The sequence below is a fragment of the Variovorax sp. RO1 genome (assembly GCF_002849325.1).
In the GTDB taxonomy this organism is placed as follows: domain Bacteria; phylum Pseudomonadota; class Gammaproteobacteria; order Burkholderiales; family Burkholderiaceae_C; genus Variovorax.
This window is the reverse complement of record NZ_PKMT01000003.1, coordinates 674,977-698,210: the sequence shown is the minus strand read 5'-3', so window position 1 is coordinate 698,210 and position 23,234 is coordinate 674,977. Positions and strand designations below refer to the sequence as shown.

The 23,234-nt window shown below is 67.8% G+C and carries 23 protein-coding genes; 12 read left to right on the top strand and 11 right to left on the bottom strand.

Going from position 1 to position 23,234, the window contains the following annotated elements; translation table 11 throughout:
* The first annotated feature begins 11 nt into the window (after nt 1-11).
* The 8 genes from CY658_RS20245 to CY658_RS20210 all read left to right on the top strand — a co-directional run bounded on the left by CY658_RS20245 (nt 12) and on the right by CY658_RS20210 (nt 7,542).
* Nucleotides 12-1,577, top strand: a complete 1,566-nt coding sequence (locus CY658_RS20245; protein WP_101491872.1) for a phospholipase D family protein — start codon at nt 12-14, stop codon at nt 1,575-1,577.
* A gap of 9 nt (nt 1,578-1,586) precedes the next feature.
* Nucleotides 1,587-2,360, top strand: coding sequence for a sterol desaturase family protein (locus CY658_RS20240; protein ID WP_101491871.1), 774 nt, complete (start codon nt 1,587-1,589; stop codon nt 2,358-2,360).
* Nucleotides 2,341-3,282: a fatty acid desaturase family protein gene (locus tag CY658_RS20235; RefSeq protein ID WP_101491870.1), complete on the top strand. Its 942-nt coding sequence runs from the start codon at nt 2,341-2,343 to the stop codon at nt 3,280-3,282. The genes CY658_RS20240 and CY658_RS20235 overlap by 20 nt, the downstream gene beginning before the upstream one ends.
* 4 nt (nt 3,283-3,286) lie before the next feature.
* Nucleotides 3,287-5,206 (top strand): StlD/DarB family beta-ketosynthase, encoded by a 1,920-nt coding sequence (locus tag CY658_RS20230; protein WP_101491869.1) that lies wholly within the window; start codon nt 3,287-3,289, stop codon nt 5,204-5,206.
* Entirely contained in the window at nt 5,190-6,101 is a 912-nt protein-coding gene (locus CY658_RS20225; protein ID WP_101491868.1) for a DUF6999 family protein, read from the top strand. The genes CY658_RS20230 and CY658_RS20225 overlap by 17 nt, the downstream gene beginning before the upstream one ends.
* A 17-nt stretch (nt 6,102-6,118) precedes the next feature.
* Entirely contained in the window at nt 6,119-6,487 is a 369-nt protein-coding gene (locus CY658_RS20220) for a hypothetical protein (RefSeq protein WP_101491867.1), read from the top strand.
* Nucleotides 6,474-6,722: a hypothetical protein gene (locus tag CY658_RS20215; protein ID WP_056580179.1), complete on the top strand. Its 249-nt coding sequence runs from the start codon at nt 6,474-6,476 to the stop codon at nt 6,720-6,722. Before CY658_RS20220 ends, CY658_RS20215 begins: the two co-directional genes overlap by 14 nt.
* Before the next feature lie 226 nt (nt 6,723-6,948).
* Nucleotides 6,949-7,542 (top strand): hypothetical protein, encoded by a 594-nt coding sequence (locus tag CY658_RS20210; protein ID WP_101491866.1) that lies wholly within the window; start codon nt 6,949-6,951, stop codon nt 7,540-7,542.
* A gap of 9 nt (nt 7,543-7,551) precedes the next feature.
* Here the strand turns inward: CY658_RS20210 and CY658_RS20205 are convergent, their stop codons facing one another.
* The gene (locus tag CY658_RS20205; RefSeq protein ID WP_101491865.1) at nt 7,552-8,388 is read right to left on the bottom strand and encodes a metal-dependent hydrolase; all 837 of its coding nucleotides are present in this window, start codon (nt 8,386-8,388) and stop codon (nt 7,552-7,554) included.
* Between the two features lie 118 nt (nt 8,389-8,506).
* On the opposite strand from CY658_RS20205, the gene CY658_RS20200 reads away from it, so the two are divergent.
* On the top strand, nt 8,507-9,136 hold the full coding sequence (locus tag CY658_RS20200) for a TetR/AcrR family transcriptional regulator (RefSeq protein WP_101491864.1): 630 nt from the start codon (nt 8,507-8,509) through the stop codon (nt 9,134-9,136).
* On the opposite strand, the gene CY658_RS20195 is transcribed toward CY658_RS20200, so the two are convergent.
* From CY658_RS20195 to CY658_RS20165, 7 genes are all read right to left on the bottom strand, one after another.
* Nucleotides 9,133-10,281 (bottom strand): ABC transporter permease, encoded by a 1,149-nt coding sequence (locus tag CY658_RS20195; protein ID WP_257884936.1) that lies wholly within the window; start codon nt 10,279-10,281, stop codon nt 9,133-9,135. The two genes, CY658_RS20200 and CY658_RS20195, sit on opposite strands and share 4 nt — an antisense overlap.
* Complete coding sequence (locus tag CY658_RS20190; protein WP_101491863.1) at nt 10,281-11,465, bottom strand: ABC transporter permease; 1,185 nt, start codon at nt 11,463-11,465, stop codon at nt 10,281-10,283. The genes CY658_RS20195 and CY658_RS20190 overlap by 1 nt, the downstream gene beginning before the upstream one ends.
* Before the next feature lie 13 nt (nt 11,466-11,478).
* Nucleotides 11,479-12,465 carry an HlyD family secretion protein gene (locus CY658_RS20185; RefSeq protein ID WP_101491862.1) on the bottom strand — a complete coding sequence of 329 codons (987 nt, stop codon included), beginning with the start codon at nt 12,463-12,465 and terminating at the stop codon, nt 11,479-11,481.
* 2 nt (nt 12,466-12,467) lie between these two features.
* Nucleotides 12,468-13,904 (bottom strand): TolC family protein, encoded by a 1,437-nt coding sequence (locus CY658_RS20180; RefSeq protein WP_257884935.1) that lies wholly within the window; start codon nt 13,902-13,904, stop codon nt 12,468-12,470.
* Between the two features lie 5 nt (nt 13,905-13,909).
* Nucleotides 13,910-14,641, bottom strand: coding sequence for a MerR family transcriptional regulator (locus CY658_RS20175; RefSeq protein ID WP_101491860.1), 732 nt, complete (start codon nt 14,639-14,641; stop codon nt 13,910-13,912).
* Between the two features lie 73 nt (nt 14,642-14,714).
* Nucleotides 14,715-15,083 carry a nuclear transport factor 2 family protein gene (locus CY658_RS20170; protein ID WP_101491859.1) on the bottom strand — a complete coding sequence of 123 codons (369 nt, stop codon included), beginning with the start codon at nt 15,081-15,083 and terminating at the stop codon, nt 14,715-14,717.
* Between the two features lies 1 nt (nt 15,084).
* A complete protein-coding gene (locus CY658_RS20165; RefSeq protein ID WP_101491858.1) occupies nt 15,085-17,601 on the bottom strand; it encodes a sodium-translocating pyrophosphatase in 2,517 nt (838 codons plus the stop codon).
* A gap of 254 nt (nt 17,602-17,855) precedes the next feature.
* Here CY658_RS20165 and ppa point away from each other — a divergent pair, with 254 nt between their 5' ends.
* Nucleotides 17,856-18,383 carry an inorganic diphosphatase gene (ppa, locus tag CY658_RS20160; RefSeq protein WP_056518061.1) on the top strand — a complete coding sequence of 176 codons (528 nt, stop codon included), beginning with the start codon at nt 17,856-17,858 and terminating at the stop codon, nt 18,381-18,383.
* A 39-nt stretch (nt 18,384-18,422) separates the two neighbouring features.
* On the opposite strand, the gene CY658_RS20155 is transcribed toward ppa, so the two are convergent.
* Nucleotides 18,423-19,175 carry a hypothetical protein gene (locus CY658_RS20155; RefSeq protein ID WP_101491857.1) on the bottom strand — a complete coding sequence of 251 codons (753 nt, stop codon included), beginning with the start codon at nt 19,173-19,175 and terminating at the stop codon, nt 18,423-18,425.
* 84 nt (nt 19,176-19,259) lie between these two features.
* Nucleotides 19,260-20,441, bottom strand: coding sequence for a GNAT family N-acetyltransferase (locus CY658_RS20150; RefSeq protein ID WP_101491856.1), 1,182 nt, complete (start codon nt 20,439-20,441; stop codon nt 19,260-19,262).
* Nucleotides 20,442-20,460: 19 nt separating this feature from the next.
* Here CY658_RS20150 and CY658_RS20145 point away from each other — a divergent pair, with 19 nt between their 5' ends.
* Together CY658_RS20145 and CY658_RS20140 are read left to right on the top strand one after the other, a co-directional pair.
* On the top strand, nt 20,461-22,158 hold the full coding sequence (locus tag CY658_RS20145) for an NAD+ synthase (protein ID WP_101491855.1): 1,698 nt from the start codon (nt 20,461-20,463) through the stop codon (nt 22,156-22,158).
* A complete protein-coding gene (locus CY658_RS20140) occupies nt 22,155-22,493 on the top strand; it encodes a P-II family nitrogen regulator (protein WP_056580191.1) in 339 nt (112 codons plus the stop codon). Before CY658_RS20145 ends, CY658_RS20140 begins: the two co-directional genes overlap by 4 nt.
* Nucleotides 22,494-22,619: 126 nt before the next feature.
* On the opposite strand, the gene CY658_RS20135 is transcribed toward CY658_RS20140, so the two are convergent.
* Nucleotides 22,620-23,210 (bottom strand): TIGR00730 family Rossman fold protein, encoded by a 591-nt coding sequence (locus tag CY658_RS20135; RefSeq protein ID WP_101491854.1) that lies wholly within the window; start codon nt 23,208-23,210, stop codon nt 22,620-22,622.
* Nucleotides 23,211-23,234: the final 24 nt, after the last annotated feature.

Here is a 23,234-nt window from a genome sequence, read left to right as displayed (position 1 = left end):
GGAATCCGATCATGAATGCCTGGGCCCGGTCTTTCTTGCGCACGGCGCTGGCCGGCGTGCTGTTGGCATTGCTTGCGGCTTGCGGCTCCTTGCCGCCGGCGCGCGAACGCCCGGCCGAGCACGCGGCCACGGCCGACCCGGGCACGGCGCTCGCCAAGATCGTCGCGGCCTCCACGCCGCCCGGCGAGCATTCGGGCTTTCGGCTGATGCCGCTGGGCGTGTACTCGCTCGACGCGCGCCTCCAGCTGGCGCAGCGGGCCGAGCACTCGCTGGTGGTGCAGTACTACCAGCTCGAGAACGACGCCGTCGGCCGCCTGCTGCTGCGCACGCTGCGCGAGGCAGCGGCGCGCGGCGTGAAGGTGCGGGTGCTGGTGGACGACCTGTACACCGTGAAGAGCCAGCAGCTCTTGCTGGCGCTGTCCGAAACGCCGAACGTGTCGGTGCGCCTCTTCAACCCTTTCTGCTGCGCGCGCAACGGATTTCTCTCGCGCTTCGTGGTGTCGATCTTCGACATCCACCGGCTCAACCACCGCATGCACAACAAGCTCTTCATTGCCGACGGCGCGATGGCGGTGGTGGGCGGGCGCAACATCGCCGACGAGTATTTCGTGCTGAGCGAGGCGCAGAACTTCATCGACATGGACGCGCTGGTGGTCGGCAAAGTCGTGTCGCAGCTCGAGAGCATCTTCGACGCCTACTGGAACAGCGACCAGATCTGGCCCATTGCCGAGATCGTGCGCAAGGAAGCCGGCGCCGCCACCTTCGACGACGAGGTCGGCATGGCCGGTCCGCCGCCGAAGGTCGTGCTGCCGCCTTCCGACATCCTCGGCTACGGTCCGATCGCCGAAGAGCTCGATGGCGGCCGCATGGGCCTGCTGTGGGGCGAGGCGCGCGCCATTGCCGACCCGCCCTCCAAGCCCACGACTTTGACGGCCGAAGACGCCATTGCCACCAGCGTGACCATGAAGGTCTGGGCGCTGCTGCTCGACGCCAAGACCGAGGTCGACCTGACCTCGCCCTACCTCGTGCCCGGCGAGCGCGGCATGGCCGCCTTCGAGGACCTGGCCCGGCGCAAGGTCAAGCTCACGTTGCTGACCAATTCACTCGCTGCCAACGACGAGCCGCTGGTGCACACCGGCTACGCGCGTTACCGCGAGCGCCTGCTGAAAGGCGGCGCCGACCTGTACGAGCTGAGCCCGCAGCGCACCACCGCGAGCATGCGTTTCGGCAGCTTCGGCACCTCGCTGGGCCGGCTGCACGCCAAGACTGCCGCCATCGACAAGACGCGCATCTTCGTCGGCTCGATGAACCTCGACCCGCGCTCGGCCAGCCAGAACACCGAGATGGGCGTGGTGGTCGACAGCCCGCAGTTGGCGCGCGAGATGCTGCGCATCATCCATGTGAGCAAGCTGCAGAACTCGTACCGGCTGCGGCTGTCGAAGGAGGGCGGCACGCTCGAATGGCTCACGAACGACGGCGAGAAAGAGGTGATCCTCACCTCGGAACCCGAGTCGGGTTTCTTCCAGCGCCTGTACAACACCCTGATCTCTCCGCTGGTGCCCGAGATGCTGTTGTAGCCTCGGGGGATGGCGCAGACCTTCACTTCTCTTTCGGCTCCGCAGGTCATGCTGTGGGGCCTGCTTTTTTTCGGCGGTATCTACCTGGGTTTCGGCGCGCTCACCTGGCTGGTCACGAAGCGGGTGTTGCCGGCGATGGGCGTCGGGCGCGCGCTCGACCCGCGGCCGCTGCAGCCCGGGCAGTTGCGGCGCGAATTGACGCAATCGGGCATCTCGGTGCTGATCTTCGGGCTGGGCATGGTGTTTCCGTGGGGGCTGCTGCAACTGGGCTGGGCGCGGCTCGAGCCCGACGCGGGCTGGCGCCGCATCGGCATCGAAATCCTCGTGCTCGCGGTGTGGAACGACGTGCATTTCTGGCTCAACCACCGGCTGCTGCACACGCGCTGGCTGCGCCGCTTTCACGGCCCGCACCACCGCTCGTTCGTGACCACGCCGTGGGCCACCTACAGCTTTCACCCGATCGAGGCGCTGATGCTCGGCAACGTGATCCTGCTGCCGATGGTGCTGCACGATTTCAGCTTCTGGTCGCTGGCGTCGGTGCCGGTCTTCAGCCTGTTCTTCAACTGCGTCGGGCATTCGAACTACGACTTCGTGCCCGGCGTGTCGTACAGCCACTGGTTCGCCGCGAGCCGTCGGCATCACCTGCACCATGCCGTGCACAACGGCAACTACGGTTTCCAGTTCACCTTCATGGACCGGCTGTTCCGCACGCGCATCGCGGCCGACGCGGCCGAGCCGCTGTTCCAGGCTTTTCGAAAGAAGCATGGCGCCACCACTGCCTGACGCGCGCCATCGGCTGCCGAGGCTGCGGCACTGGCGCGACTGGCAAAGCCTTGCGTACCTCGTCGCATTGCCTGCGCTGGCGGCGTGGCAATGGGTGCACGGCTTCCAGGTGCTGCTGTATGCGCTGATGCTGTTCCTCACGCTCGGCATCGGCGTGATCCATCACAACCACGTGCACCTGCGCATGTGGCGCGGTCGTCGCATGAACCGGCTGACCGACTTCTGGATCACGCTGCTGCAGGGCCATCCGACTTTTGTCTTCTGGCCCGCGCACGTGGCCAACCACCACCGCCACCGCCATGGGCCGAAGGACGTGGCGCGCACCTACCGTTTCGGCGGCGACACCAACCACCTGATCGGCTACCTGCTGCATCCGTTCCAGGCCGTGTGGGTGTTGGTGCCTGTGTTCGTCGGCTGGCTCGCGCGGCTTCACCAGCATCACCGCGGCGCCTGGCGCTACTGCATGGCGCAGTACGCGCTGTGGCTGGTCAGCTGGACCGTGCTGCTGGCGATCGACTGGCGCAAGGCATTGCTGTTCGTGATCGTGCCGCAGCTGCACGGCCTGCACTGGCTGTTGGCGACCAACTACCTGCAGCACGCGCACGCCGACGGCCGCAAGACGCCGCGCAAGGAGGCACCCGGCGATACCCGCGGTAGCCAGCTGAACTACGCCCGCAATTTCGAGGGGCTGGTGAACCCCTTGCTGTTCAACATCGGCCTGCACACCGCACACCACGAGAACCCGCATGCCCATTGGTCCGAGCTCACGCACCTGCATCACACGCGCTACCGCGCGCAGGTGGCACCCGCGCTCAACGAGGGCGGGCTGGTGCCGTACATGGTGCGCGTCTTCGTGCTGGGGACCGTGTGGCCGCGTTTTCGCAGCCGCTCGCTGATGCCTCCCGATTCACCTATTGCCTGAACCCATGCCCGTTTCATTCCAACGCGTGTACCTCGAAAGCGCCGGCTATTTCATGCCCGGCGAGCCAGTTCCCAACGACCGCATGGACGCGTACATCGCGCCGCTCAACCGCATGTCGGAGCGCATCAAGCGCCGCATCCTGGCCGAGAACGGCATCCTCACGCGGCACTACGCGATCGACGAAGAGGGCGTGACGCGCCACACCAACGCGCAACTGGCGGCCGGCGCGATCCGCGACTGCCTGCAGCGCGGCGGCGCCGAGCTGTCGCGCGTGTCGCTGCTGGCCAGCGGCTCCTCGGGCGGCGACACGCTGATGCCCGGTTTTGCCAACATGATCCAGGGCGAGCTGGCAGCACAGCCGATGGAAACGCATTCGGTGCACGGCATCTGCGCGGCCGGCGTGTCGGCGATCCAGACGGCCGCGCAGGGCATCGAGCTGGGCGCACACCGCTCGGCGCTGGCGGTGGCGAGCGAAATGCCGTCGCGTCTGTTCAAGCGTTCGCGCTTCGCGGCGCGCGGCTACGAGACCGATTTCGACTCGCACTTCCTGCGCTGGATGCTGTCCGATGGCGCGGGCGCGCTGCTGCTGTCCGACGGCACGCCCGCGCTGGCCGGCAAGCCGGGGCTGCGCCTCAGGCTGAAGTGGGTGCACCAGCGCGCCTTCTCGGGCGACTACCCGGTGTGCATGCAGCTCGGCCTCACCGAAGACCGTGCGCGTGGTCATCTCGATTTCGGCTCATGGGCCGAAGCCGAGGCGGCCGGTGCGCTGTCGCTGCGCCAGGACATTCGCCTCTTGCCGCATCTGTTCGACATCGGCATCCACGAGTACGCGGGGCTGGTGCGCGACGGCTGGGTCGATCCGAAGCGGGTTGACCATTTCCTGTGCCATTACTCGTCGGAAAAATTCATCCCGGTGGTCGAAGACCTCATGGCCAAGGCCGACCTGGCGATTCCGCGCGAGCGCTGGTGGAGCAATTTGGCCTGGCGCGGCAACACCGGCGCGGCATCGATCCTCGTGATGCTGGCGGAGTTCCTGCACACCAAGGCGCTGAAGCCGGGCGAGCAGATCTTCTGCTACGTGCCGGAGTCGGGGCGCTTCATGGCGGCGTACATGCTGCTCGAGGTCGAGGCCGTCGATGCGACGCCTGTCGTGATCGCGCCCCGCGCCGCGGCGGTCGTGCCTGACGACGACCTCGTCATCGCGCCACCGCACGATCCGGCCGCCGCGCCTGAAGGCCTGGGCGCCTTGCTGACCGAGCTGGCCGCCATCTGGCACGACTACCGCTCGCGCGTGTGGCGCACGCCGCTGATCCGCCAGATCCGCGAGCGCCGCTTTGCCGTGCCCGACTACCTGAACTGGATGGAGCAGTGGGTGCCGCAGGTGCGCGAAGGCAGCCTGTGGATGCGCGAAGGCGCCGCCTCGCTGAGCGCGCCGTACCGCATGCTGTCGTCGCTGATCGACGTGCACGCGGGCGAGGAGCAGAACGACTTCAACATCCTCTTCAGCGACTACCGCAAGGCGGGCGGCACGGTCGAGTCGATCGACGAGTTGCGCCGCAACCCGGGCGGCGAGGCGCTCAACGCCTACCTGCACGGGCTGGCCGCCACGCGCGACCCGATCGGCCTGCTGGGCGCGATCTACATCATCGAAGGGACGGGCCAACGCATCGTGCCGGCGCTGTTGCCGCTGCTCAAGGCCAGCCTGAAGCTGCCGCCCGATGCCTTCCGCTTTCTCGAGTACCACGGCCACAACGACGAGCACCACCTGAACCGCTGGCTCGCAGCGGTCGAGATGGTGATGGCCGTGGAGGGGCAACCCCGCGCCGCCCGCCAGATTGCCGACACCGCGCGCCACACGGCCGCGCTGTACCTGATGCAGTTCCAGCACATCACCGAACGAATGCCCCATGGATCGAACCCCTGATTTCCTGACGCAGACGCACGACGAGCGCGACCCCAGCCCGTGGCTGGCGCTGTACCTCGACCAGAGCACGCCGCTGCCCGACGACGTCAAGTCCGCGTGGCTGGCCGATTCGAGTTCGGCGTCGCGCCAGTACCTGCTGCCGTTCCTGCGGCCGATCGCGCGGCTGACGATCATCCTGATCCAGATCGTGAAGGTGTTCGTGCCGCGCAACTGGTCGCACTCGATGCTGCTGCATCGCTTTCTGGCGTGGGGGCTCAAGCGCTTCGTGTCACCCGAGGCCAACTGGCTGATCCTGCGGCACTTTCACCTGGGCTCGCAGGTGCTGAGCTTCATCGGGCGCAACTCGCCCGCGCCCGTGGGCACGTCGCCGCTGGAACCGGCCGACATCGACGCGCTGAAGGACGAGATGTTCCTGAAGCACGACCTGAATTTGTTCAACTTCGTGATCCGGCTGAACACGGCGTTGCGCGACAAGGGGCTGGCGCTGTGCAAGGCCGAGCAGGTCGATTTCTCGATGATCCAGTCGCCGGCGCTGCGGCTGGAAGACATGCCCCAGGGCAAGCTGAATTTTCTCGACTTGCAAAGCGCCATCGAGCTGTTCACGCCGCTGTACCAGCTGATGCTGACCGACAACGATTTCTGGCGCGCCGCCAACTCCTTGCAACTGGACGAAACCATCGGCATCTACGCGGCGACGATCCTGAACGCGCCCGAGCACCTGATCCTGGTCAACAACAAGCATCCGCTGGTGCCGCTGTCGACCTTGCGGGCCGGGCACCGGCTGGTAATCCACGGCTTGTCGACCGAAATGCTTCACAGCCTGCTCCAGCGCATGCGCGCGGCGCAGGAGGGAGGGGCGCCAGAACCACTTCGGCGCGACCCGCCCCTTGCATAGGGGTATGCTGTCCCCACATGCAAACCATGAACACGACCCGAAATCCGTCTCCCAAGACCGATCTGGCAGTGACCCACGTGCTGGCTCAGCTGCTGGAGAGGCTTGAGCACAGCGCCGTGCCGGTTGGCGCCGCGCAGTACCGCTCGGTGGTCGAGCACCTGGTGCATGAATTCGAAGACGTCGAACCCGGTGCCGAATTGGGCCAACTGCTCGATGCCTATCCGGCCGCCTCCGAGGTCTACGAAAATATGAATTACCAGCACGCCGGCCTTTGCCGCTCGGCGCTGGACGTTTCCCTGGCCGCCGAAGGCGCAGCCAAGGAAGCCATTGCCCGCGCCATGCGCGGTGACGAATCGAACAAGGACAAGATGCATGGCCAAGGGTGAAGTGAAAACGGCAGTGGTGGCGGACGGGCTGCGCTACAAATCGAAGGCGCCGGGCTCTCCGTTCCGCGCCTCGGCGTCGTTCAGCGGGGCCACGATGTCCTGCTTCATGTGCGGCAAGCACCGCGTGCGTTCGCAGCTGCGCACGCGCCAGGTGCTGGGCAAGTCGCAGACCGTCTGCGCACCGTCGTGCAAGGCGCTCGACGAGGCCCTCGAGGCCGAAGCATCGTCGAGCTGAACCCCTAGCACGACGCCGCGTCGCGTTGGCGACATGGCCTCATCGGCATGTCGTCGATTGCCTTCCCTCCCGGGCGCAATCGATATACAGTTGGACACAAATGATGCAAGTAATTGCATTTAATCTAAAGTTCTAATTTGTAGCCGATGACCACTCAAATCCAGCAAGAAGGCGATCGGTGCCCCGCAGCGGGCGTGGATTTTTCTGTGCGTGGAGGGCCTGAGCTGTGAACAAGCCGCGCCACGTCGTCATGCAGGTCGTCAAGCGCTCGTCTGGCAGCGCCACGCACCACGTCGAATTCCTGATGGACGACAACTTCGCCGAGCGCCTGCGTCAGTTGCGCTCGCTGGTGCCGCCGCTGGGTGCCCTCAACAAACAACGCGACCTCGTGATCGACAAGGTCCGCGTGCGCCTGCCCAACGCCATCTGGCGCTCGGGCAACGAGATCGCCATCGACGGCGGGGTGGACGGCTCCTGCATCGTGATCGCGGCCGAGGGCTCGTTCAACTGCGGCGGCAAGGACCGCCGCACGCGCGAAAAGCTCGTGACCTACAACTTCTCGATCGCACGCCTGATTGAGCTGCACGGCGAACGCCCCGAAGGCGAAACGCTCTACATCCGTGACGGCGTGTTCGCCAACGACGAACCGGCCGAATCACCGGCCGGCCGCTGGGTGGCTTCCATGCACGAACTCGAAGTGGTGATGCGCGTGCCCGACGCCCCGTCGGATTTCGACACGCTGCACGATCTCTCGCTGCGCGCCGATGGGCAGCCGACGCAGGCGGGGGCGTTGAACCCGCACCGCGCCAGCATCTACTGACTGACGAACTCAGGCCGACGTTGCCGCAGCAGTGCCCACGGGCGTGAACTGCGCGCCGTTGTCGGCCAGCCAGCGCGCCGAGAGGCTGCTGTCCTGCTGGTCGGGATGGAAGTCGCTGCGCAGATACAGGCGCCAGCCCGCGAGATTGCCCCGCAGCAGGCCGCCGCGGCCCAGCAGGATGCGCGCGGCGCTCTTCCAGGTGGCCCACTTCCACAATTGCTTTTCATGCCGCAGGTTGTCGACCGTCTGGCGCATCAGGTCGCCGAGGAACATCACCGTCACGCGGCGGAACCAGCGCGTGCGCCATTCGTCGGAGCCGCCCGCGGCCTTGTAGATGTCGAAGGCGACGCTCTTGTGCTCCAGCTCTTCCGCGCTGTGCCACAGCCACATCGTGCGCAGCCGGGGCTCGGCGCCGTCCAGGATCTCGGGTCGGGCCAGCAGCCACTCGGCGAACATGGCCGTGAAGTGCTCGGTGGCGGCCGTCACGGCCAGCGCGTGGCGCGGGTCGGCGCCGTCCATCAGTTCCATGCGCTGGCTGGCGCGCGCAGTCCAGCGGTCGACCAGGCCTTGCTGGTCGAGGTGCGCGTTGAACAGCGAATGGATGCGGCGGTGCGTCGCCTCCTGGCCGATGAAGCCGCGCACGTCGGCGCGATAACGCTCCTGCACCTCCGGTGGCAGCGTGGCCATGGCGTCGCGCACGGCGTCGATGAAGAACTGCTCGCCGAAGGGAAAGCTCATCGACAGGGCGTTGAAGAAAGCCGTCGAAAAGGCATCGCCGCCGCACCAGTCGCGGGAGAAGGGCGGTTGCAGGTCGATCAGCAGGCGGCGGACAACGAGTTCGGTCATGGGGAGGCAATTCCTGAGGTCGTGGGCAAAAGTTGGTACAACTCCGTACCGCGTGCCGCCATGGTGCAATTGTGAACTGGTACTGTCAAGTACCGAGGCGTAGGAAAATGAATCCGACATGACTGCCACCATCGACAAACCCGTCACGCCCGATGCCGCCGAAGGCGCGCCCAGCGAGCACTACACGCGGCTGCTGCAGGGCATGGCGCATGCCGTGGCGGCCAAGGGCTACGCAGACACGACCATCGCCGACATCGTGCGTGAGGCGGCTGTGTCGCGGCGCACGTTCTACGAGCACTTCAGCACCAAGACCGAGTGCCTGATCGCGCTGTACGAAACGGCCAGCCGGCTCGGCCTGCAGGCCGTGAGCGAGGCCTTCGACCCGGCCCAGCCCTGGCACACGCAGGTGGAGCAGGCGATGACCGCGTACATGGACTACCTCGCGCAAGACCCGGTGCTGCTGCGCACGCTGTTCGTCGAGATCCTGGGGCTGGGCCTGCCGGGCCTGGCGGCGCGGCGGCGCGTGAACGGCGAGATCGCCAACTTCATCCAGGTGGCGATCAACAGCAGCGATTCAGGTGAGACACCCGCGGCGCACATGAGCAGCCAGATGGCGATGACGGTGGTGGGCGGCATCAACGAACTGGTGCTGCAGGCCATCGAGCAGGACCGCGTGGGCGACCTGCGCGAGCTGGTGGCGCCGGCCACGCGGCTGGTGCGCGCCGTGGCGGCCGACAGCCGACGCTAAACCTGCTGCTCGGCCTTGCGCGGCGTGGCCGCGGCCCACAGCACGAGGAGGCCCACCACCACCATCGCCGCCAGCGCCCCGAGGTACGGCAACACGTCGTGCAGCGGCGCGCCCATCTGGTTGAGCCGCAGCGAGGCCTGGATGCCTGCCGTGCTTGGGAACAGCCAGCGCAGCGCCTGCAGCGGCGCGGGCAGGGCCTCGACGGGCCACGAGAAGCCCGAGAGAAAAGCCATCGGCAACGCAGTGAACAGCAGCACCTGCAGCGCGCGCTCGCGGTCGCGGAACCAGCAGCCCAGCAGCAGGCCGAGCACGCAGATCGCGGGCACGTAGAACAGCAAAAGCACCAGCGCCCCGAACGGATTGCCGCCGCGCGGGTAGTCCTGCAAAAAGAACACCCAGCCGAAATAGAACACGCCGCTCAGCACGCCGAAGCCCGACAGCGCACCCAGCCGCCCGAGCCACGCGCCCATGCCCGCGCGCAGGCGGCGGGCCTCGGCCCAGGTGCCGGCCAGCATCGCGGCGCCCATCAGCAGCGTCTGTTGCAGAATCAGCAGCGCCACCGCTGGCACCACGTAGCTGCCGTAGCCTTCGGTGGGGTTGAACAGCGGCACGAGCTGCGTGTTGAGCGGGCTGTGGCTGCGCGCCGCCTGGATCGCGCTTTGGCCGCCGGCCTGCAGCTTGCGAATCTCGACACCGGCCGACACCGTGCCCACCGCCTCCGAGAAGCCGTACAGCACGGCCTTGTTCAGCAGCGCATAGGCGCCGTTGCCTTCAATGGTCACCACTGCCGGGGTGCCGCGCAGCACGTTGCGCTTGAGGTCTTGCGGCAGCAGTGCGTAGCCTTCGATCTCGCCGCGCCACAGCGCCTGCTGCGCCTCGTGCACGTCGGACGTGACCATGCGCACATCGAGCCGCGGGCTGGCCATCGCGAAGCGCGCGATCTGCCGCGACAGCCCGCTGTGGTCCTGGTCGACCACCGCCACCGGCACCCGCGTGACGGCCTGCGTGCCGTAGGGCCAGGGGTAGAAGAAGCCGTAGATGATGGGCGCGAGCAGCATGATCAGTAGCACGCCCTTGTCGCGCAGCACACCGAGCGCCGTGTCGCGCCAGGCGGCGGCGAAGCCTTGGAGGGAGGTGCTGCTCATCAGCGGCCTCCCCACGTCTCGGGCGCAGCGGCCGCGCGCACCAGCAGCGTGGCCGACATGGCCAGCAGCACCGCAGTGCCCACCACCATCCACAGCGGCGTGGCGGCCGAGTACGCCACGGGCGCGCCCATCTGCAGCTGCTCCATCTGCACGCGGATGTAGTGCGTGTAGGGCAGCAGGTTGGCCCACAGCTGCGCGAGCACCGGCATGGCGACCAGCGGAAAGCCCACGCCGCCGAACGCGAAGGCCGGCGCGGTGATGAATCCGGTCGCCGACAGCGCGGTGCGCAGCGAGCGCGTGAGGCTGGACACGAAGGCGCCGAGCGCGATCGACAGCGCCACGAACACCACAAGTGCGAACAGCGTCCAGCCCACCGAACCGACCGGGTGCCAGCCGCGGCCCGCGGTGATCCACAGCATGGCGGCGATGCCCACGGCCGACAGGCTCGCGAACGGCAGCGCGAGCTTGCCTGCCAGCGCGGCCAGCGCCTCGGGCCAGCGCGGCGCGGTGCCGAGCCAGCCGCCCAGGCTGCGGTCGCGCAGCTCGCGGCCCACGGCCCAGGCGCCCGCCGTCATCGCGAGGATGTGCAGCAGCGCCGGAATGAGCGCAGCACCGAGAAACTGCTCGTAGTCGGTCGAGGTGTTGAACAGCGCCACCATGCTGGCCTTGACCGGGTCCATGCTCACGCGCGCGGCCTTCATCGATTCGCCGCGCTTGTTGCGCACCGCGAGTTCGACGCCGCCCGACATCGTGGCAACGGCGGTGCGCACGTCGCGCTGGATCAGGCTCGAATGCGTGCCCAGCTGCGCGTTGTGCAGCAGCACGATCTGCCCGACGCGGCCTTGCTTGACGTCGCGGCTCAGGTCGCGCGGCACCTGCACCGCCGCATCGACCGCGCCGCTGGTGAGCGCGCGCTGCATCTCGGCCTCGTCGGCGTACTGCTGCGTCACGCGCAGGCCCGGCGTGGCATCCAGGAAGCGCACCAGCTGGCGCGAGAGCGCGGAGTGGTCCTGGTCGAGCACGCCGATCGGCAGGCGCTCGGGCAGGCCGGCCGAGAAAATCCACCAGATCAGGAACACCGCGAGCAGCGGCACCCACGAGATCATGGCCAGGTCCCACGGGCGCGTGCGCAGCAGCGCGAATTCGCGCCGGGCGCTGGCGGTGGAAAAGCCGCGCAGGCTCATGACGGGTTCGGGCTCAGTCGACCAGCACGCTCATGCCGGGGCGCGCGCCTTCGATCGGCTTGAGCGGCCGGGCGCGGACCTCGAAGGTGCGCACGTCGAAGCCGGCACCGCCGCGCGTGGCGCGCCAGGTGGCGAAGTCGGGCAGCACCCCGCTGTAGTACACCTTGAAGCGGGCCGTGCGCCGGTCTTCGGGCAGGGCCGGCAGGCGCGCGTCGAACTCCTTGTCGAGAGCGAAGCGGGCCAGCCGGTCTTCGCGCACGTTGAGCACCACCCACTGGTCGTTCAGGTCGACCACCGTGACCACGGCCACGCCCTGCGGTGAGAGTTCGCCGACCTTGGCGAGCACCTTGGCCACTTCGCCGGCGACCGGGCTGCGCAGTTCGGTCTCGGCCTTGGCCGCTTCCACCTCGGCGACCACGCCGGCCACCTGCCGCACCTGGGCGTTGGCGGCGGCCTTGTCTTCGGTGCGGGCGCCGGTGCGCGCCATGTCGTACTGCGCCTTGGCCGCCACGGCTGCGTCGCGTGAGGCCTTCCAGTTGGCTTCGGCCTCGTCGCGCTTCTGGTCGGCCACGAGGCCGTCGCGGGCCAGGCCGTCGACGCGGCGGAACGAGGTCTGCGCGAGCTGTGCGGCGGTTTCAGCGCGCTGCCATTGCATGCGCGCCATTTCGATTTCTTGCGGGCGGGCGCCGTGTTGTGCCTTGTCGGCCACGGCCTGCGCGGCCTGCTCGGCGGCGGTGGCCTGTGCCAGCTTGGCGCGCACCTCGGGGCTGTCCATGCGCACCAGCAGGGCGCCGGCCTGGATGCGCTCGCCTTCCTTCACCGCCACTTCGGCGATGCGCGCCGTGACCTTGCCGGCCACGTCGGTCTCGCGCGCTTCCATCTGGCCCTGGAACACCTCGGGCGCCGGTTGCGCGGCGCGCCAGAAGCCCCAGACGAGCAGCACCAGCACAAGCAGTGCGGCGGCGATGGCGATCAGTCGGCGGGTCTTGGCACTCATCATGGTCAGTTCACCTTCACGTCGGCGCGCGCGATGTAGTCGGAAAAAGTCTCGGACAGGCCCGCGCTCTCGAGCAGCTGCGCGAGCGCCTGCACGTAGTCGTTGGCGGCCTGCGCGCGTTCGGTCAGCACCTTGGCCTGGTTGGTCTCGGCGTCGATCAGGTCGAGCGTGGTGCTAGTGCCTTCGCGCAGCCCGGCGGTGCGCAGCTTGACCACCTCTTGCGCGAGCTCGACCGAGACTTTCATCTCGAGGTACTGGCGGCGCGCGTTGTCCAGCGCGCGCCAGTTGCGTTCGACCAGCAGCGAGATGTCGCTGCGCGCCTGCAGGTCGGTGCGCTCGGCCTGTTCGACCTGCTTGTGCGAGGCGGCCGAGAGCGCGTTGCGGTCGACCGAGTCGTACAGCGTCCAGCGCACGCCGAGGCCGGCCACCCAGTCGGCGTTGCCGCTCTTGATCTCGCGCGTGCCGAAGGCGATGACCTGCGGTCGGCGCAAGGCTTCTTCGCCTTCATGCAGCTGCTCGGCCTGCGCCTTCTTGGCCGCGACCTTGCCCAGGCCCGGATGCCGCGTGAGCGCCGCATCGATGAAGTGGCCGAGCGGTTCGATCGGCGCGCTGATGAGAAACAGCGGCGTCTGCGGCGTGACGCTGCCCTCGGCGCGCACGGTGCGCGCCAGGGCCACGCCCGCGAGCGCGGCGTCGTTCTCGGCCTTGCGGGCGTTGCGGCGCGCTTCTTCATAGGCGGCGCTGGCCTGCAGCCGCTCGACGCGCGAGATCACGCCGGCCGCGAGCATCTTCTGCGCCGCCGCGTCGTGCTGCGCGATGGTGCGCTCGGCCTGCAGGCGCAGCGTGGCGGCGCGTTGCGCGAGCTGGGCGCCGAAGTAGCGCTGCACCAGCAGCGTGTCGACCTCGTGGCCGGCCTGTTCGGCATCGGCCTGGGCTTCGCGTGCCTGCGCCGAGACAAAGCCGCGCACCGCGTCGGTCGCACCGCCCAGGTAGAGCGGCCATACAGCCGACACCGAGGCGTTGGCGCCGGTGTCGTGGCGGTTCAGCGTGTAGCTGTTGGGCAGCTGCGGAATCGGCACGCGCGAGATGAAGCCCTGGATCGATGGCGGCAGCGACGAGCCGATCTGGCCGAGCTTCTGGTTGAGCGGGTCGAGATCGAGGTTCAGGTTCGCGTTGTACGCATAGGCCAGCCCCGAGATGCTGACCACGGGTCCGCCCAGGCGCTTGACGCCTTCGCTCTGCAGCTCCTTGGCCTCGACGGCGATGCGCGCGGCGGCCAGCTTGTCGGAGCGCTCGACCATGCGCAGGCGCGCGGCGTCGAAGCTCAGCGCCAGGGCGTTGGCGTCGCCGCGGGCCTGCTGCTGGGCGAAGGCGGCGGCGCCCATGAGGGCAGGCAACAACAGCAGCAGGGACGGAAGAAGGGCGAGGCGAGGGCGTGTCATCGGCATCAGGCGGTCTTGTGCAGCAGGGCGTCGAGCTCCTGCTGCAGGATCACGGGAAAGGCGGCCTGCACCGCCCCTGTGGCCAACGGCCGCGCTTTTTCGAGCAACTGCGCGGCGCGGCCTGCATCGAGGGTGTCCCCGGAGAGCAGGCTGTCGGCCAGCGTGCGCAGCCAGCGCCGCGCCACGGTGCGCAGCGTGCGGACCATGGTTTCCTGCATGCCGATGACCGCTTCGAGCGGCAATCCGAGCGCGGCCAGCTGTTCGGCGACCTGACCGAGTGCCGGGCTCAGCACCTGCACCTGGCCGTCGGGCAGTTCACGCATGAGGCCGGCGCGGGTGGCGCGGCCGAGCAGGGCGGGCGTCATCTGGCCTTGCCACTTGATGGCCAGCGCCTGGGCCGACACCACCACGGGCGTTTCTTCGGCGAACAGGCTGCCCGACACCGAGCGCGCCACGGCCAGCAGGTCGGGCCAGGTGGAGGCCGGCGCGCGCGTGAAGATGCGGCGGATCGCCTCGATGCCGAAGCCCTGTTCGCGCAGTTCGCGGATCAGCGCCAGGCGTTGGATGTGGTCGGCGCCGTACAAGCCGAGCCGGCCCTGCAGCCGCGGCGGCGGCAGCAGGCCGCTCGTGGTGTAGGCGCGGATGTTGCGCACCGTGACGCCCGTGCGCGCCGCCAGGGCCTCGATGGAGAGGTCCTGTGGGGCGGTGGAATCGGGGGCGGCGGTGGGTGCGTTCATGTGACAGTTTCAATGTTACATCGAAAATGTTGCATAAAACCAGCCCGGATCGCGCGGTCCGGGCGCCGCATCCTCAGCCCGGCTTGCGCTGCGCCGGGTCGTAGAAGAACTGCTCTTCGGCGATGCGCTCGCCGTCCCAGCGCTGCCAGGCGATCTCTTCCATGCGCATGCGGCCGCCGCCCTTGAAGGCGAACTCGAAGATCCAGTGGATGGCGACGTGGTCGCTGTTCACCAGCACCGGTCGCACGCAGGTCGACGCCACCGATTCGGTGCGCGCGAGCACGGCGCTTTCTTGTGCGACCAGCGTGCTGCGCCCGCGCCGCGGCTCGGCCTGGTTCTCGCGCATGGTGGCGTCTTCGGTATAGAAGTCTTCGATGACCTGGGCATGCGCGCCGCCTTCGACGGCGGCAATGAAGGCTTCGAGCCGGGCGGCGGTCGGCATGTCAGGACTTCACTTTCACTTCGACGCGGCGTGCTTCGGAGGCCGGGCCGTCGGCCTGCGACTGCTCGGGCTTGGCGAGTTCGATCTTGTCCTCGGGCGCGCCTGCCGCCTTGATGGCGTCGCGCACGGCCATGGCGCGCTGCTTGGCCAGCTCGGCGTTCTTCGCCGGATCGCCGCTGGCGTCGTGGTAGCCGCTCACCAGCACGGTGCTGCCGCTCTGCACGGCCTTGATGACATCGGACAGCGCCTCCTTGGCGTTGGGCGCGACCTCGGCGCTGGCGCTCGCGAAGTAGAACTTCACGATGCCGTTCTCGACCTTCACCGCCGCGGCTTCGGTGGCCACCACGGCCGCCGAGGCGAGGGTGGCGGCCGGCGTGGCTGCTGGTGCCGTCGCAGCGGGTGCCGTGACTGCAGGCGGCGTCTCGACCTTGGCCGGCACGGCAGCCGCCGCATCGCCGGCGTGGAACTTGACCACCAGCGGCACGATGAGCAGCGCCACGATGTTGATGATCTTGATCAGCGGGTTCACCGCCGGGCCGGCCGTGTCCTTGTAGGGGTCGCCCACGGTGTCGCCGGTGACGGCCGCCTTGTGCGCCTCGGAGCCCTTGCCGCCGTGGTGACCGTCTTCGATGTACTTCTTGGCGTTGTCCCACGCACCGCCGCCCGTGCACATCGAAATGGCGACGAACAGGCCGGTGACGATCGTGCCCATCAGCAGGCCGCCCAGCGCCTTCGGTCCGAGCACCAGGCCGACCAGGATCGGCACCACCACCGGCAGCAGCGACGGGATCATCATTTCCTTGATGGCCGCGCCGGTCAGCATGCCCACGGCCTTGCCGTACTCGGGTTTGCCGGTGCCTTCCATGATCCCGGGGATCTCGCGGAACTGGCGGCGCACTTCTTCCACCACCGCACCGGCCGCGCGGCCCACGGCCTCCATGGCCATCGCGCCGAACAGGTAGGGGATCAGGCCGCCGATGAACAGGCCGACGATCACCATCGGGTCGCTCAGGTTGAAGCTGATGTTCAGCCCGAAGCTCTCCAGCTTGTGGGTGTAGTCCGCGAACAGCACCAGCGAGGCGAGGCCGGCCGAGCCGATGGCGTAGCCCTTGGTCACGGCCTTGGTCGTGTTGCCAACGGCGTCGAGCGGGTCGGTCACGGCGCGCACGCTGGCGGGCAGGTCGCTCATCTCGGCGATGCCGCCGGCGTTATCGGTGATCGGGCCGTAGGCGTCGAGTGCCACCACGATGCCGGCCATGCTCAGCATCGACGTGGCGGCGACTGCAATGCCGTACAGGCCAGCCAGCGAATACGACGCCAGGATCGCGATGCACACGAAGATCACCGGCCAGGCCGTCGAACGCATCGACACGCCCAGGCCCGCGATGATGTTGGTGCCGTGGCCCGTGGTCGACGCTTGCGCGATGTGCTGCACGGGCTTGTACTGCGTGCCCGTGTAGTACTCGGTGACCCACACCAGCGCGGCCGTGAGCGCCAGGCCCACGAAGCAGGCGCCGAACAGCTTCAGCTGACTGCCGCTGGCGGCAATGGCGTTGTCGGGAATGATCCAGCTCGTGACGAACCAGAACGCGATCAGCGACAGGGCGCCCGCCACCGCGAGGCCCTTGTAGAGCGCCGGCATCACGTTGACCATGCCCGGAGAGGCCTTCACGAAGAAGCAGCCGATGATCGACGCAATGATCGACACGCCGCCCAGCGCGAGCGGGTACAACACCGCGTCCAGTGGCGCCGCCGTGACCATCAGCGCACCCAGCACCATGGTGGCGATGAGCGTCACTGCGTAGGTCTCGAACAGGTCGGCCGCCATGCCGGCGCAGTCGCCGACGTTGTCGCCCACGTTGTCGGCGATCACGGCCGGGTTGCGCGGGTCGTCTTCCGGAATGCCGGCTTCGACCTTGCCCACCAGGTCGGCGCCGACGTCGGCGCCCTTGGTGAAGATGCCGCCGCCCAGGCGCGCGAAGATCGAGATCAGCGAGGAGCCGAAGGCAAAGCCGATCAGCGGATTGAGGATGGCCGCAAGGCTGTGGTCCGCCTTCGGCGCACTGCCGGCCAGGAACCAGTAGAAGCCCGTCACGCCCAGCAGGCCCAGGCCCACCACCAGCATGCCAGTGATGGCACCGCCGCGAAACGCCACGTCGAGCGCCGGGCCGATGCCCTTGGTCGCGGCTTGCGCGGTGCGCACATTGGCGCGCACCGACACGTTCATGCCGATGAAGCCGCAGGCGCCCGAGAGCACTGCGCCGACCACGAAGCCGACGGCCGTGGTCAGGTCGAGGAAGAGGGCGATGAGCACCGCAAGCACCACGCCGACCACTGCGATGGTGGTGTATTGCTTGGCGAGGTAGGCCGAGGCGCCGGCCTGGATGGCCGCGGCGATTTCCTGCATCCGGGCGTTGCCCGGGTCCTTGGCGAGAATCCAACTTCGGGCCCAGAAACCGTAGCCTACGGCCACCAGGCCGCAGACGATGGCAAGAATCAGGGGGGTGTTGCCGCTCATGCTTAGCTTCTCCATTCGTTCGTTGTGACTTGTGGAGACGGACAGCCTGGGCCCTGCGCGCAACGCGTACGGGACCATGTTCTCCGCCGCGTTGCTTCCTCGAAGCTCACTGCACCGGAGGTGCGGAGCCGATTGGCCAACGGTTGCAATTTACAGGCAAAAACACACACGCGTGCGACCGGTCCGTGACACGGAAAGTAAACTCCGGGTTTGTCCCCATCCGTCTCATACTTTTCAACTACTCGAAAAACGTCATGTCCTTCGACAAAGTCTCCCCCGGCAAGAACGTCCCCGACGCCTTCAACGTCGTGATCGAAATCCCGATGAATGCCGACCCGATCAAGTACGAAGTCGACAAGGAATCGGGCGCGATCTTCGTGGACCGCTTCATGACGACGGCCATGTACTACCCGGCCAACTACGGCTACGTGCCGCAGACCCTGTCGGGCGACGGCGACCCGGTCGACGTGCTCGTCATTGCCCCGTACCCGCTGCTGCCGGGCGTGGTCGTGCCCTGCCGCCCCCTGGGCATCCTGATGATGGAAGACGAAGCCGGCGTCGACGGCAAGGTGCTGGCCGTGCCCACCGACAAGGTGCTGCCGATCTACAGCCACTGGAAGTCGGTCGACGACGTGAACCCGATGCGCCTGAAGGCCATCAGCCACTTCTTCGAGCACTACAAGGACCTGGAAGCCGGCAAGTGGGTCAAGGTGCTGGGCTGGGAAGGCATCGACGCTGCCAAGAAGGAAATTCTTGACGGCATTGCTGCCTACAAGAAGTAATTTCTTTCGTTTGAACGACGGCCTGGATGCTCCGGGCCGTCAGCCCTGGACCGCATCCCCGGCCAGCCGCATCCATTCGCGGTTGACGCCTCGCGCATGCGAGTTCCAGTGGCGCGCCGCCTGCTGCAGCTCGTCCCACTGGCGCTGCGCAGCGGTTGTGTCGCCTTGTTGCGCCAGCCACGCGATGTAGCGGGCGCGCGTTTCCACCGTGTTGTATGTGTTCAGCGCAGTCTCGAAGGCTTCGCGCGCTTCCGGCGTGCGGCCCTCGGCGGCGAGCGCGCGGGCGTTCAGCACGGCGACCTCGTCCTTGCGGTAGTCGTCGCGCGTGGCACGCAGGGCCTGCAGCGCCAGATGGGCCTCGCGGCCCGAGGCCGGGCTGCCTTCGGCGACCAGGGCGCTGGCCAGGCCGAACTGCAGCTCAGGGTCGGAAGCGAAGGGGCCTTTCAGCGCATCGCGGTAATGCCCGACGGCATCGGTTGCCTGACCGCGGTCGAGCGCGGCCTTGGCCAGTCGCAGCTTGTTCTGCGCTGTGGGTGCGAGGTCGTAGGCATCGGCGGCGGCGCGGTATTCGCGCTCAGGGTCGATGAAGCCGATGGCCGCGCTGGCCACCTTGCCGGCGGTGCGCTGCATGCGCGAGGCGGGCAGGTACTCGACGACGAAGTACACGATGCTGCCGAGCAGCGGAAAGCTGAAAAGAATGATGAGCCAGTAGATCTGCTTGCCGTGGCGCATGGCATGCACGGCGAAATACAGCGCGATGAGGATGTGCAGTCCCAGTCCGACGAATGGCATCGGTGCTCCCTGTGTGTTGTGTGGTTGTTTGAGTGCCGGGCGGGTTTATATCAGCCCCCGGCGCCCCCGGCGCCCCCAGGCCGCTCAGGCCGCCTTGAACGGACTGCGCTCGCCGAGGTGGTCCATGTAGTTCTCGATGCCGGCGCCCTCGCGTTCGAGAAAGCGCTCGACGGCATCGGCGAACGACGGGTGCGCGAGCCAGTGGGCGCTGGTGGTGCGCACCGGCATCAACGCGCGGGCCATCTTGTGCTCGCCTTGCGCGCCGCCTTCGAAGCGCGCCGCGCCGTACGCGATGCACCAGGCGATCGGCTGGTAGTAGCAGGCCTCGAAATGCAGGCAGTCGACGCGCTCCAGCGCACCCCAGTAGCGGCCATAGGCCACCAGCGGCTGGGCTTCGTCGGTGGAGAGTGCGATCAGGCTGGTCGCGATGGGGCGCCCGTCGCGCTCCGCGACGAACAGCAGCCACGCCTCGGGCAGCGTGTCGGCCATGCGCTGGAAGAAGTCGCGCGTGAGGTAGGGCGGGTTGCCGTGCTCGCGGTAGGTGCGCTCGTAGCAGCGGTAGAAGAAATCCCAATCAGCAGCCGAGATGTCGGTGCCGCGTGACCAGCGGAAGCTGACGCCGGCGTCGGCAACCTTGCGGCGCTCCTGGCGGATCTTCTTGCGCTTGTCGTGCGAGAGGCTCGTGAGGAAGGCGTCAAAGTCGGCGTAGCCGGCCTGTGTGCCGATCGGCGAAGGGGTCGTGTTTGTCCAATGGAACTGCACCGTATGACGCAGCATCAGCCCGGCTTCGGTGCATGCAGCGATGTCGGCGTCGGCGCCGAACAGCAGATGCAGAGACGAAAGTTCCTGTTCCTTGCAGACGGCGACCAGCCCCTGCACCAGCAGCGTGCGGCTCTGCGCGTCGCGTGCCAGCAGCCGGGCGCCGGGCACGGGCGTGAAGGGCGCCGCCACCACCGCCTTCGGGTAGTAGGCGAGCCCGTGCTGCTCGTAGGCGTTGGCCCAGGCCCAGTCGAACACGTACTCGCCGTAGGAATGGTCCTTGAGGTAGAGCGCGCAGGCGGCTTCGAGCACATCGCCGCGCCACAGCGTGACGAACTGCGGCGTCCATCCGCGCTCGGGCGAGGCGCTGCCGCTGTCGTGCATCGCCGCGAGGTACTCGTGGCGCATGAAAGGCGAGGGCTCGGGCTGCGCCGCGAGCAGTGTGTTCCAGGCTTGCGGGTGGATGTCCGACGGCGACGCCAGAACCCGAATGACATAATCGTTCAAGCCTTTTTCTTCCTTCTGTATGACGCTCAAGCTCGCCATCGCGCAACTCAATTTTGTGGTGGGCGACCTCGTCGGCAATGCGCAGAAGATCGTCGGCGCCGCACGCGAGGCCTACGCGCAAGGCGCGCGCCTTCTGCTGACACCCGAACTCTCGATTGCCGGCTATGCGGCGGAGGACCTGTTCCTCCGTCCCGCCTTCACCGAAGCCTGTGATGATGCCGTGAAAGGCATCGCCGCCGCGCTGGCCGACCTCAAAGACATGGTCGTGGTGGTGGGGCATCCCAGCGGCGGCAGCCTGCGCAGCCGATCCGTGGCCGTGCAGCTGCGCCACAACGCGGCCAGCGTGATCAAGGAAGGCCGCATCCTCGAAACCTACGCCAAGCGCGAGCTGCCGAACTACCAGGTGTTCGACGAGCGCCGCTACTTCACGCCGGGGCAGGGCACCTGCGTGTTCGAAGCGGGCGGCGTGTCGGTTGGTTTGCTGATCTGCGAAGACGCCTGGTTCGACGCGCCGGCCGAGCTGGCGCGCGCCGGTGGTGCCGAGGTGCTGGCGGTGATCAATGCCTCTCCGTACCACGTGGGCAAGGAAGGCGAGCGCGTGGCGCGCATGGCCGACCGCGCGTGCGCCGTGGGCCTGCCGCTGGTCTACGCACACCTGGTGGGCGGGCAGGACGAGGTGGTGTTCGACGGCGCTTCGTTCGCGCTGCAGGCCGATGGCGCACTGGCCGCGCAGGCCGAGAGCTTTTGCGAACGCTTGCTCTTCATGGAGCTCGCGCGCGGGGCGCAGGGCGGCGTCGCCGTCGTGGCCGACCCTGCCGCCATCGCCGCGCCGCGCGACGCCGAGGCGCAGCTGTGGGACGCCCTGGTGCTCGGCGTGCGCGACTACATCGGCAAGAACGGTTTTCCGGGCGCGATCCTGGGACTCTCGGGCGGCATCGACTCGGCGCTGGTACTTGCGATCGCGGTCGACGCGCTGGGCAAGGACAAGGTCCGCGCGGTGATGATGCCGTCGCCCTACACGGCCGACATCAGCTGGATCGATGCGCGCGATATGGCTGGCCGGCTGGGCGTGCGCTACGACGAAATTTCGATCAAAGACGCCTTCGAGTCCTTCAAGGCCGCGCTGGCCGAGGAGTTCAAGGGGCGGCCCGAAGACACGGCCGAAGAGAACATCCAGGCCCGCATCCGCGGCACGCTGCTCATGGGGCTGTCGAACAAGTTCGGCGCCATCGTGCTGACCACCGGCAACAAGAGCGAGATGGCCACCGGCTACTGCACGCTCTACGGCGACATGGCGGGCGGCTTCGCGGTCATCAAGGACCTGCTCAAGACCACGGTGTTTGCGCTGGCGCGCTGGCGCAACGCCCACGACCCGTACGGCACCGGCGCGGCGCCGATTCCCGAGCGCATCATCACGCGCCCTCCGAGCGCCGAGCTGCGCCCCGACCAGACCGACCAGGACAGCCTGCCGCCGTACGACGTGCTCGACGGCATCCTGGCACGCTACATGCAGGACGATGAAGGCATCGACGAGATCATTGCCGCGGGCTACGACCGCGCGGTGGTCGAGCGGGTTGCGCGGCTCATCAGGATCAACGAATACAAGCGGCGCCAGGCGCCCGTAGGCATCCGGGTCACCCACCGAAGCTTCGGCAAGGATTGGCGTTACCCTATCACCAGCAAGTTCAACGAAACCGCCGGAGCACAAAAACCATGAAGCAGATCACCGCCATCGTCAAACCCTTCAAGCTCGAGGACGTGCGCGAAGCCTTGGCCGAAGTGGGCGTCACCGGCCTCACGGTGACAGAGGTCAAGGGCTTCGGCCGCCAGAAGGGCCACACCGAGCTGTACCGCGGCGCCGAGTACGTGGTCGACTTCCTGCCCAAGATGAAGGTCGAAGTGGTCGTCAACGAGAGCGACGTGGAGCGCTGCATCGAGGCCATCGTGAGCTCGGCGCGCACGGGCAAGATCGGCGACGGCAAGATCTTCGTGACCGAGGTGGAGCGCATCGTGCGCATCCGCACCGGCGAAGAAAACGAAAACGCAGTCTAGTTAGGCTCACCCCCAGGCTGCGCGCACTTCGTGTCGCTACGCCAACCCCCTACCGGGGGCAACACCAGAGGCCCGGCAAAGCCGGTTCCTCGGTGTTCGCTGGAATGAGGCGGGGGCTCGTTCCGGTCAGAGGTTCTCTGACAGGCGGTCGTCGCGGGGGTGCAGGGGGACTTCGGCGCGCAGCGCGGTCAGCAGTTCGGGCACGTCGGTGCCGGTGCGGACCAGGTCCATCTGCCATTCGCCCATGAAACCCTCGCGCACGCTGTGCGCCAGGAAGCCCAGCAGGCCGTCGTAATAGCCGGCGGTGTTGAGGATGCCGGTCGGCTTGTCGTGGTAGCCGAGCTGGCGCCAGGTCCAGATCTCGAACAGTTCTTCGAAGGTGCCGATGCCGCCCGCCATCGCGAGGAAGGCGTCGGCGCGCTCGCCCATCATGGCCTTGCGCTCGTGCATGGTGTCGACCACGTGCAGCTCGTTGCACAGGGGGTTGGCCAGTTCCTTGTCGACCAGGGCCTTGGGAATGATGCCGACGACGCGGCCGCCGGCCAGGCGCGTGGCCTCGGCCACCGTGCCCATCAGGCCGGTGCGGCCACCGCCGTAGACCAGCTGGCCGCCGTGCTGGCCGATCCATTGGCCCACGGCCTGGGCGGCCTGGGAAAACTCGGGGCGCTCGCCGGGACGAGAGCCGCAATACACGCAAATCGAAAATTCAGGAGTCATCTTGCGATCATGCCGCAGGCGGCA

Coding starts and splice junctions, on each gene's coding strand:
- CY658_RS20245 (WP_101491872.1), top strand. CDS start 12: ATGAATGCCTGGGCCCGGTCTTTCTTGCGCACGGCGCTGGCCGGCGTG.
- CY658_RS20240 (WP_101491871.1), top strand. CDS start 1,587: ATGGCGCAGACCTTCACTTCTCTTTCGGCTCCGCAGGTCATGCTGTGG.
- CY658_RS20235 (WP_101491870.1), top strand. CDS start 2,341: ATGGCGCCACCACTGCCTGACGCGCGCCATCGGCTGCCGAGGCTGCGG.
- CY658_RS20230 (WP_101491869.1), top strand. CDS start 3,287: ATGCCCGTTTCATTCCAACGCGTGTACCTCGAAAGCGCCGGCTATTTC.
- CY658_RS20225 (WP_101491868.1), top strand. CDS start 5,190: ATGGATCGAACCCCTGATTTCCTGACGCAGACGCACGACGAGCGCGAC.
- CY658_RS20220 (WP_101491867.1), top strand. CDS start 6,119: ATGCAAACCATGAACACGACCCGAAATCCGTCTCCCAAGACCGATCTG.
- CY658_RS20215 (WP_056580179.1), top strand. CDS start 6,474: ATGGCCAAGGGTGAAGTGAAAACGGCAGTGGTGGCGGACGGGCTGCGC.
- CY658_RS20205 (WP_101491865.1), bottom strand. CDS start 8,388: ATGACCGAACTCGTTGTCCGCCGCCTGCTGATCGACCTGCAACCGCCC.
- CY658_RS20200 (WP_101491864.1), top strand. CDS start 8,507: ATGACTGCCACCATCGACAAACCCGTCACGCCCGATGCCGCCGAAGGC.
- CY658_RS20195 (WP_257884936.1), bottom strand. CDS start 10,281: ATGAGCAGCACCTCCCTCCAAGGCTTCGCCGCCGCCTGGCGCGACACG.
- CY658_RS20190 (WP_101491863.1), bottom strand. CDS start 11,465: ATGAGCCTGCGCGGCTTTTCCACCGCCAGCGCCCGGCGCGAATTCGCG.
- CY658_RS20185 (WP_101491862.1), bottom strand. CDS start 12,465: ATGATGAGTGCCAAGACCCGCCGACTGATCGCCATCGCCGCCGCACTG.
- CY658_RS20180 (WP_257884935.1), bottom strand. CDS start 13,904: ATGACACGCCCTCGCCTCGCCCTTCTTCCGTCCCTGCTGCTGTTGTTG.
- CY658_RS20175 (WP_101491860.1), bottom strand. CDS start 14,641: ATGAACGCACCCACCGCCGCCCCCGATTCCACCGCCCCACAGGACCTC.
- CY658_RS20170 (WP_101491859.1), bottom strand. CDS start 15,083: ATGCCGACCGCCGCCCGGCTCGAAGCCTTCATTGCCGCCGTCGAAGGC.
- CY658_RS20165 (WP_101491858.1), bottom strand. CDS start 17,601: ATGAGCGGCAACACCCCCCTGATTCTTGCCATCGTCTGCGGCCTGGTG.
- ppa (WP_056518061.1), top strand. CDS start 17,856: ATGTCCTTCGACAAAGTCTCCCCCGGCAAGAACGTCCCCGACGCCTTC.
- CY658_RS20155 (WP_101491857.1), bottom strand. CDS start 19,175: ATGCCATTCGTCGGACTGGGACTGCACATCCTCATCGCGCTGTATTTC.
- CY658_RS20145 (WP_101491855.1), top strand. CDS start 20,461: ATGACGCTCAAGCTCGCCATCGCGCAACTCAATTTTGTGGTGGGCGAC.
- CY658_RS20140 (WP_056580191.1), top strand. CDS start 22,155: ATGAAGCAGATCACCGCCATCGTCAAACCCTTCAAGCTCGAGGACGTG.
- CY658_RS20135 (WP_101491854.1), bottom strand. CDS start 23,210: ATGACTCCTGAATTTTCGATTTGCGTGTATTGCGGCTCTCGTCCCGGC.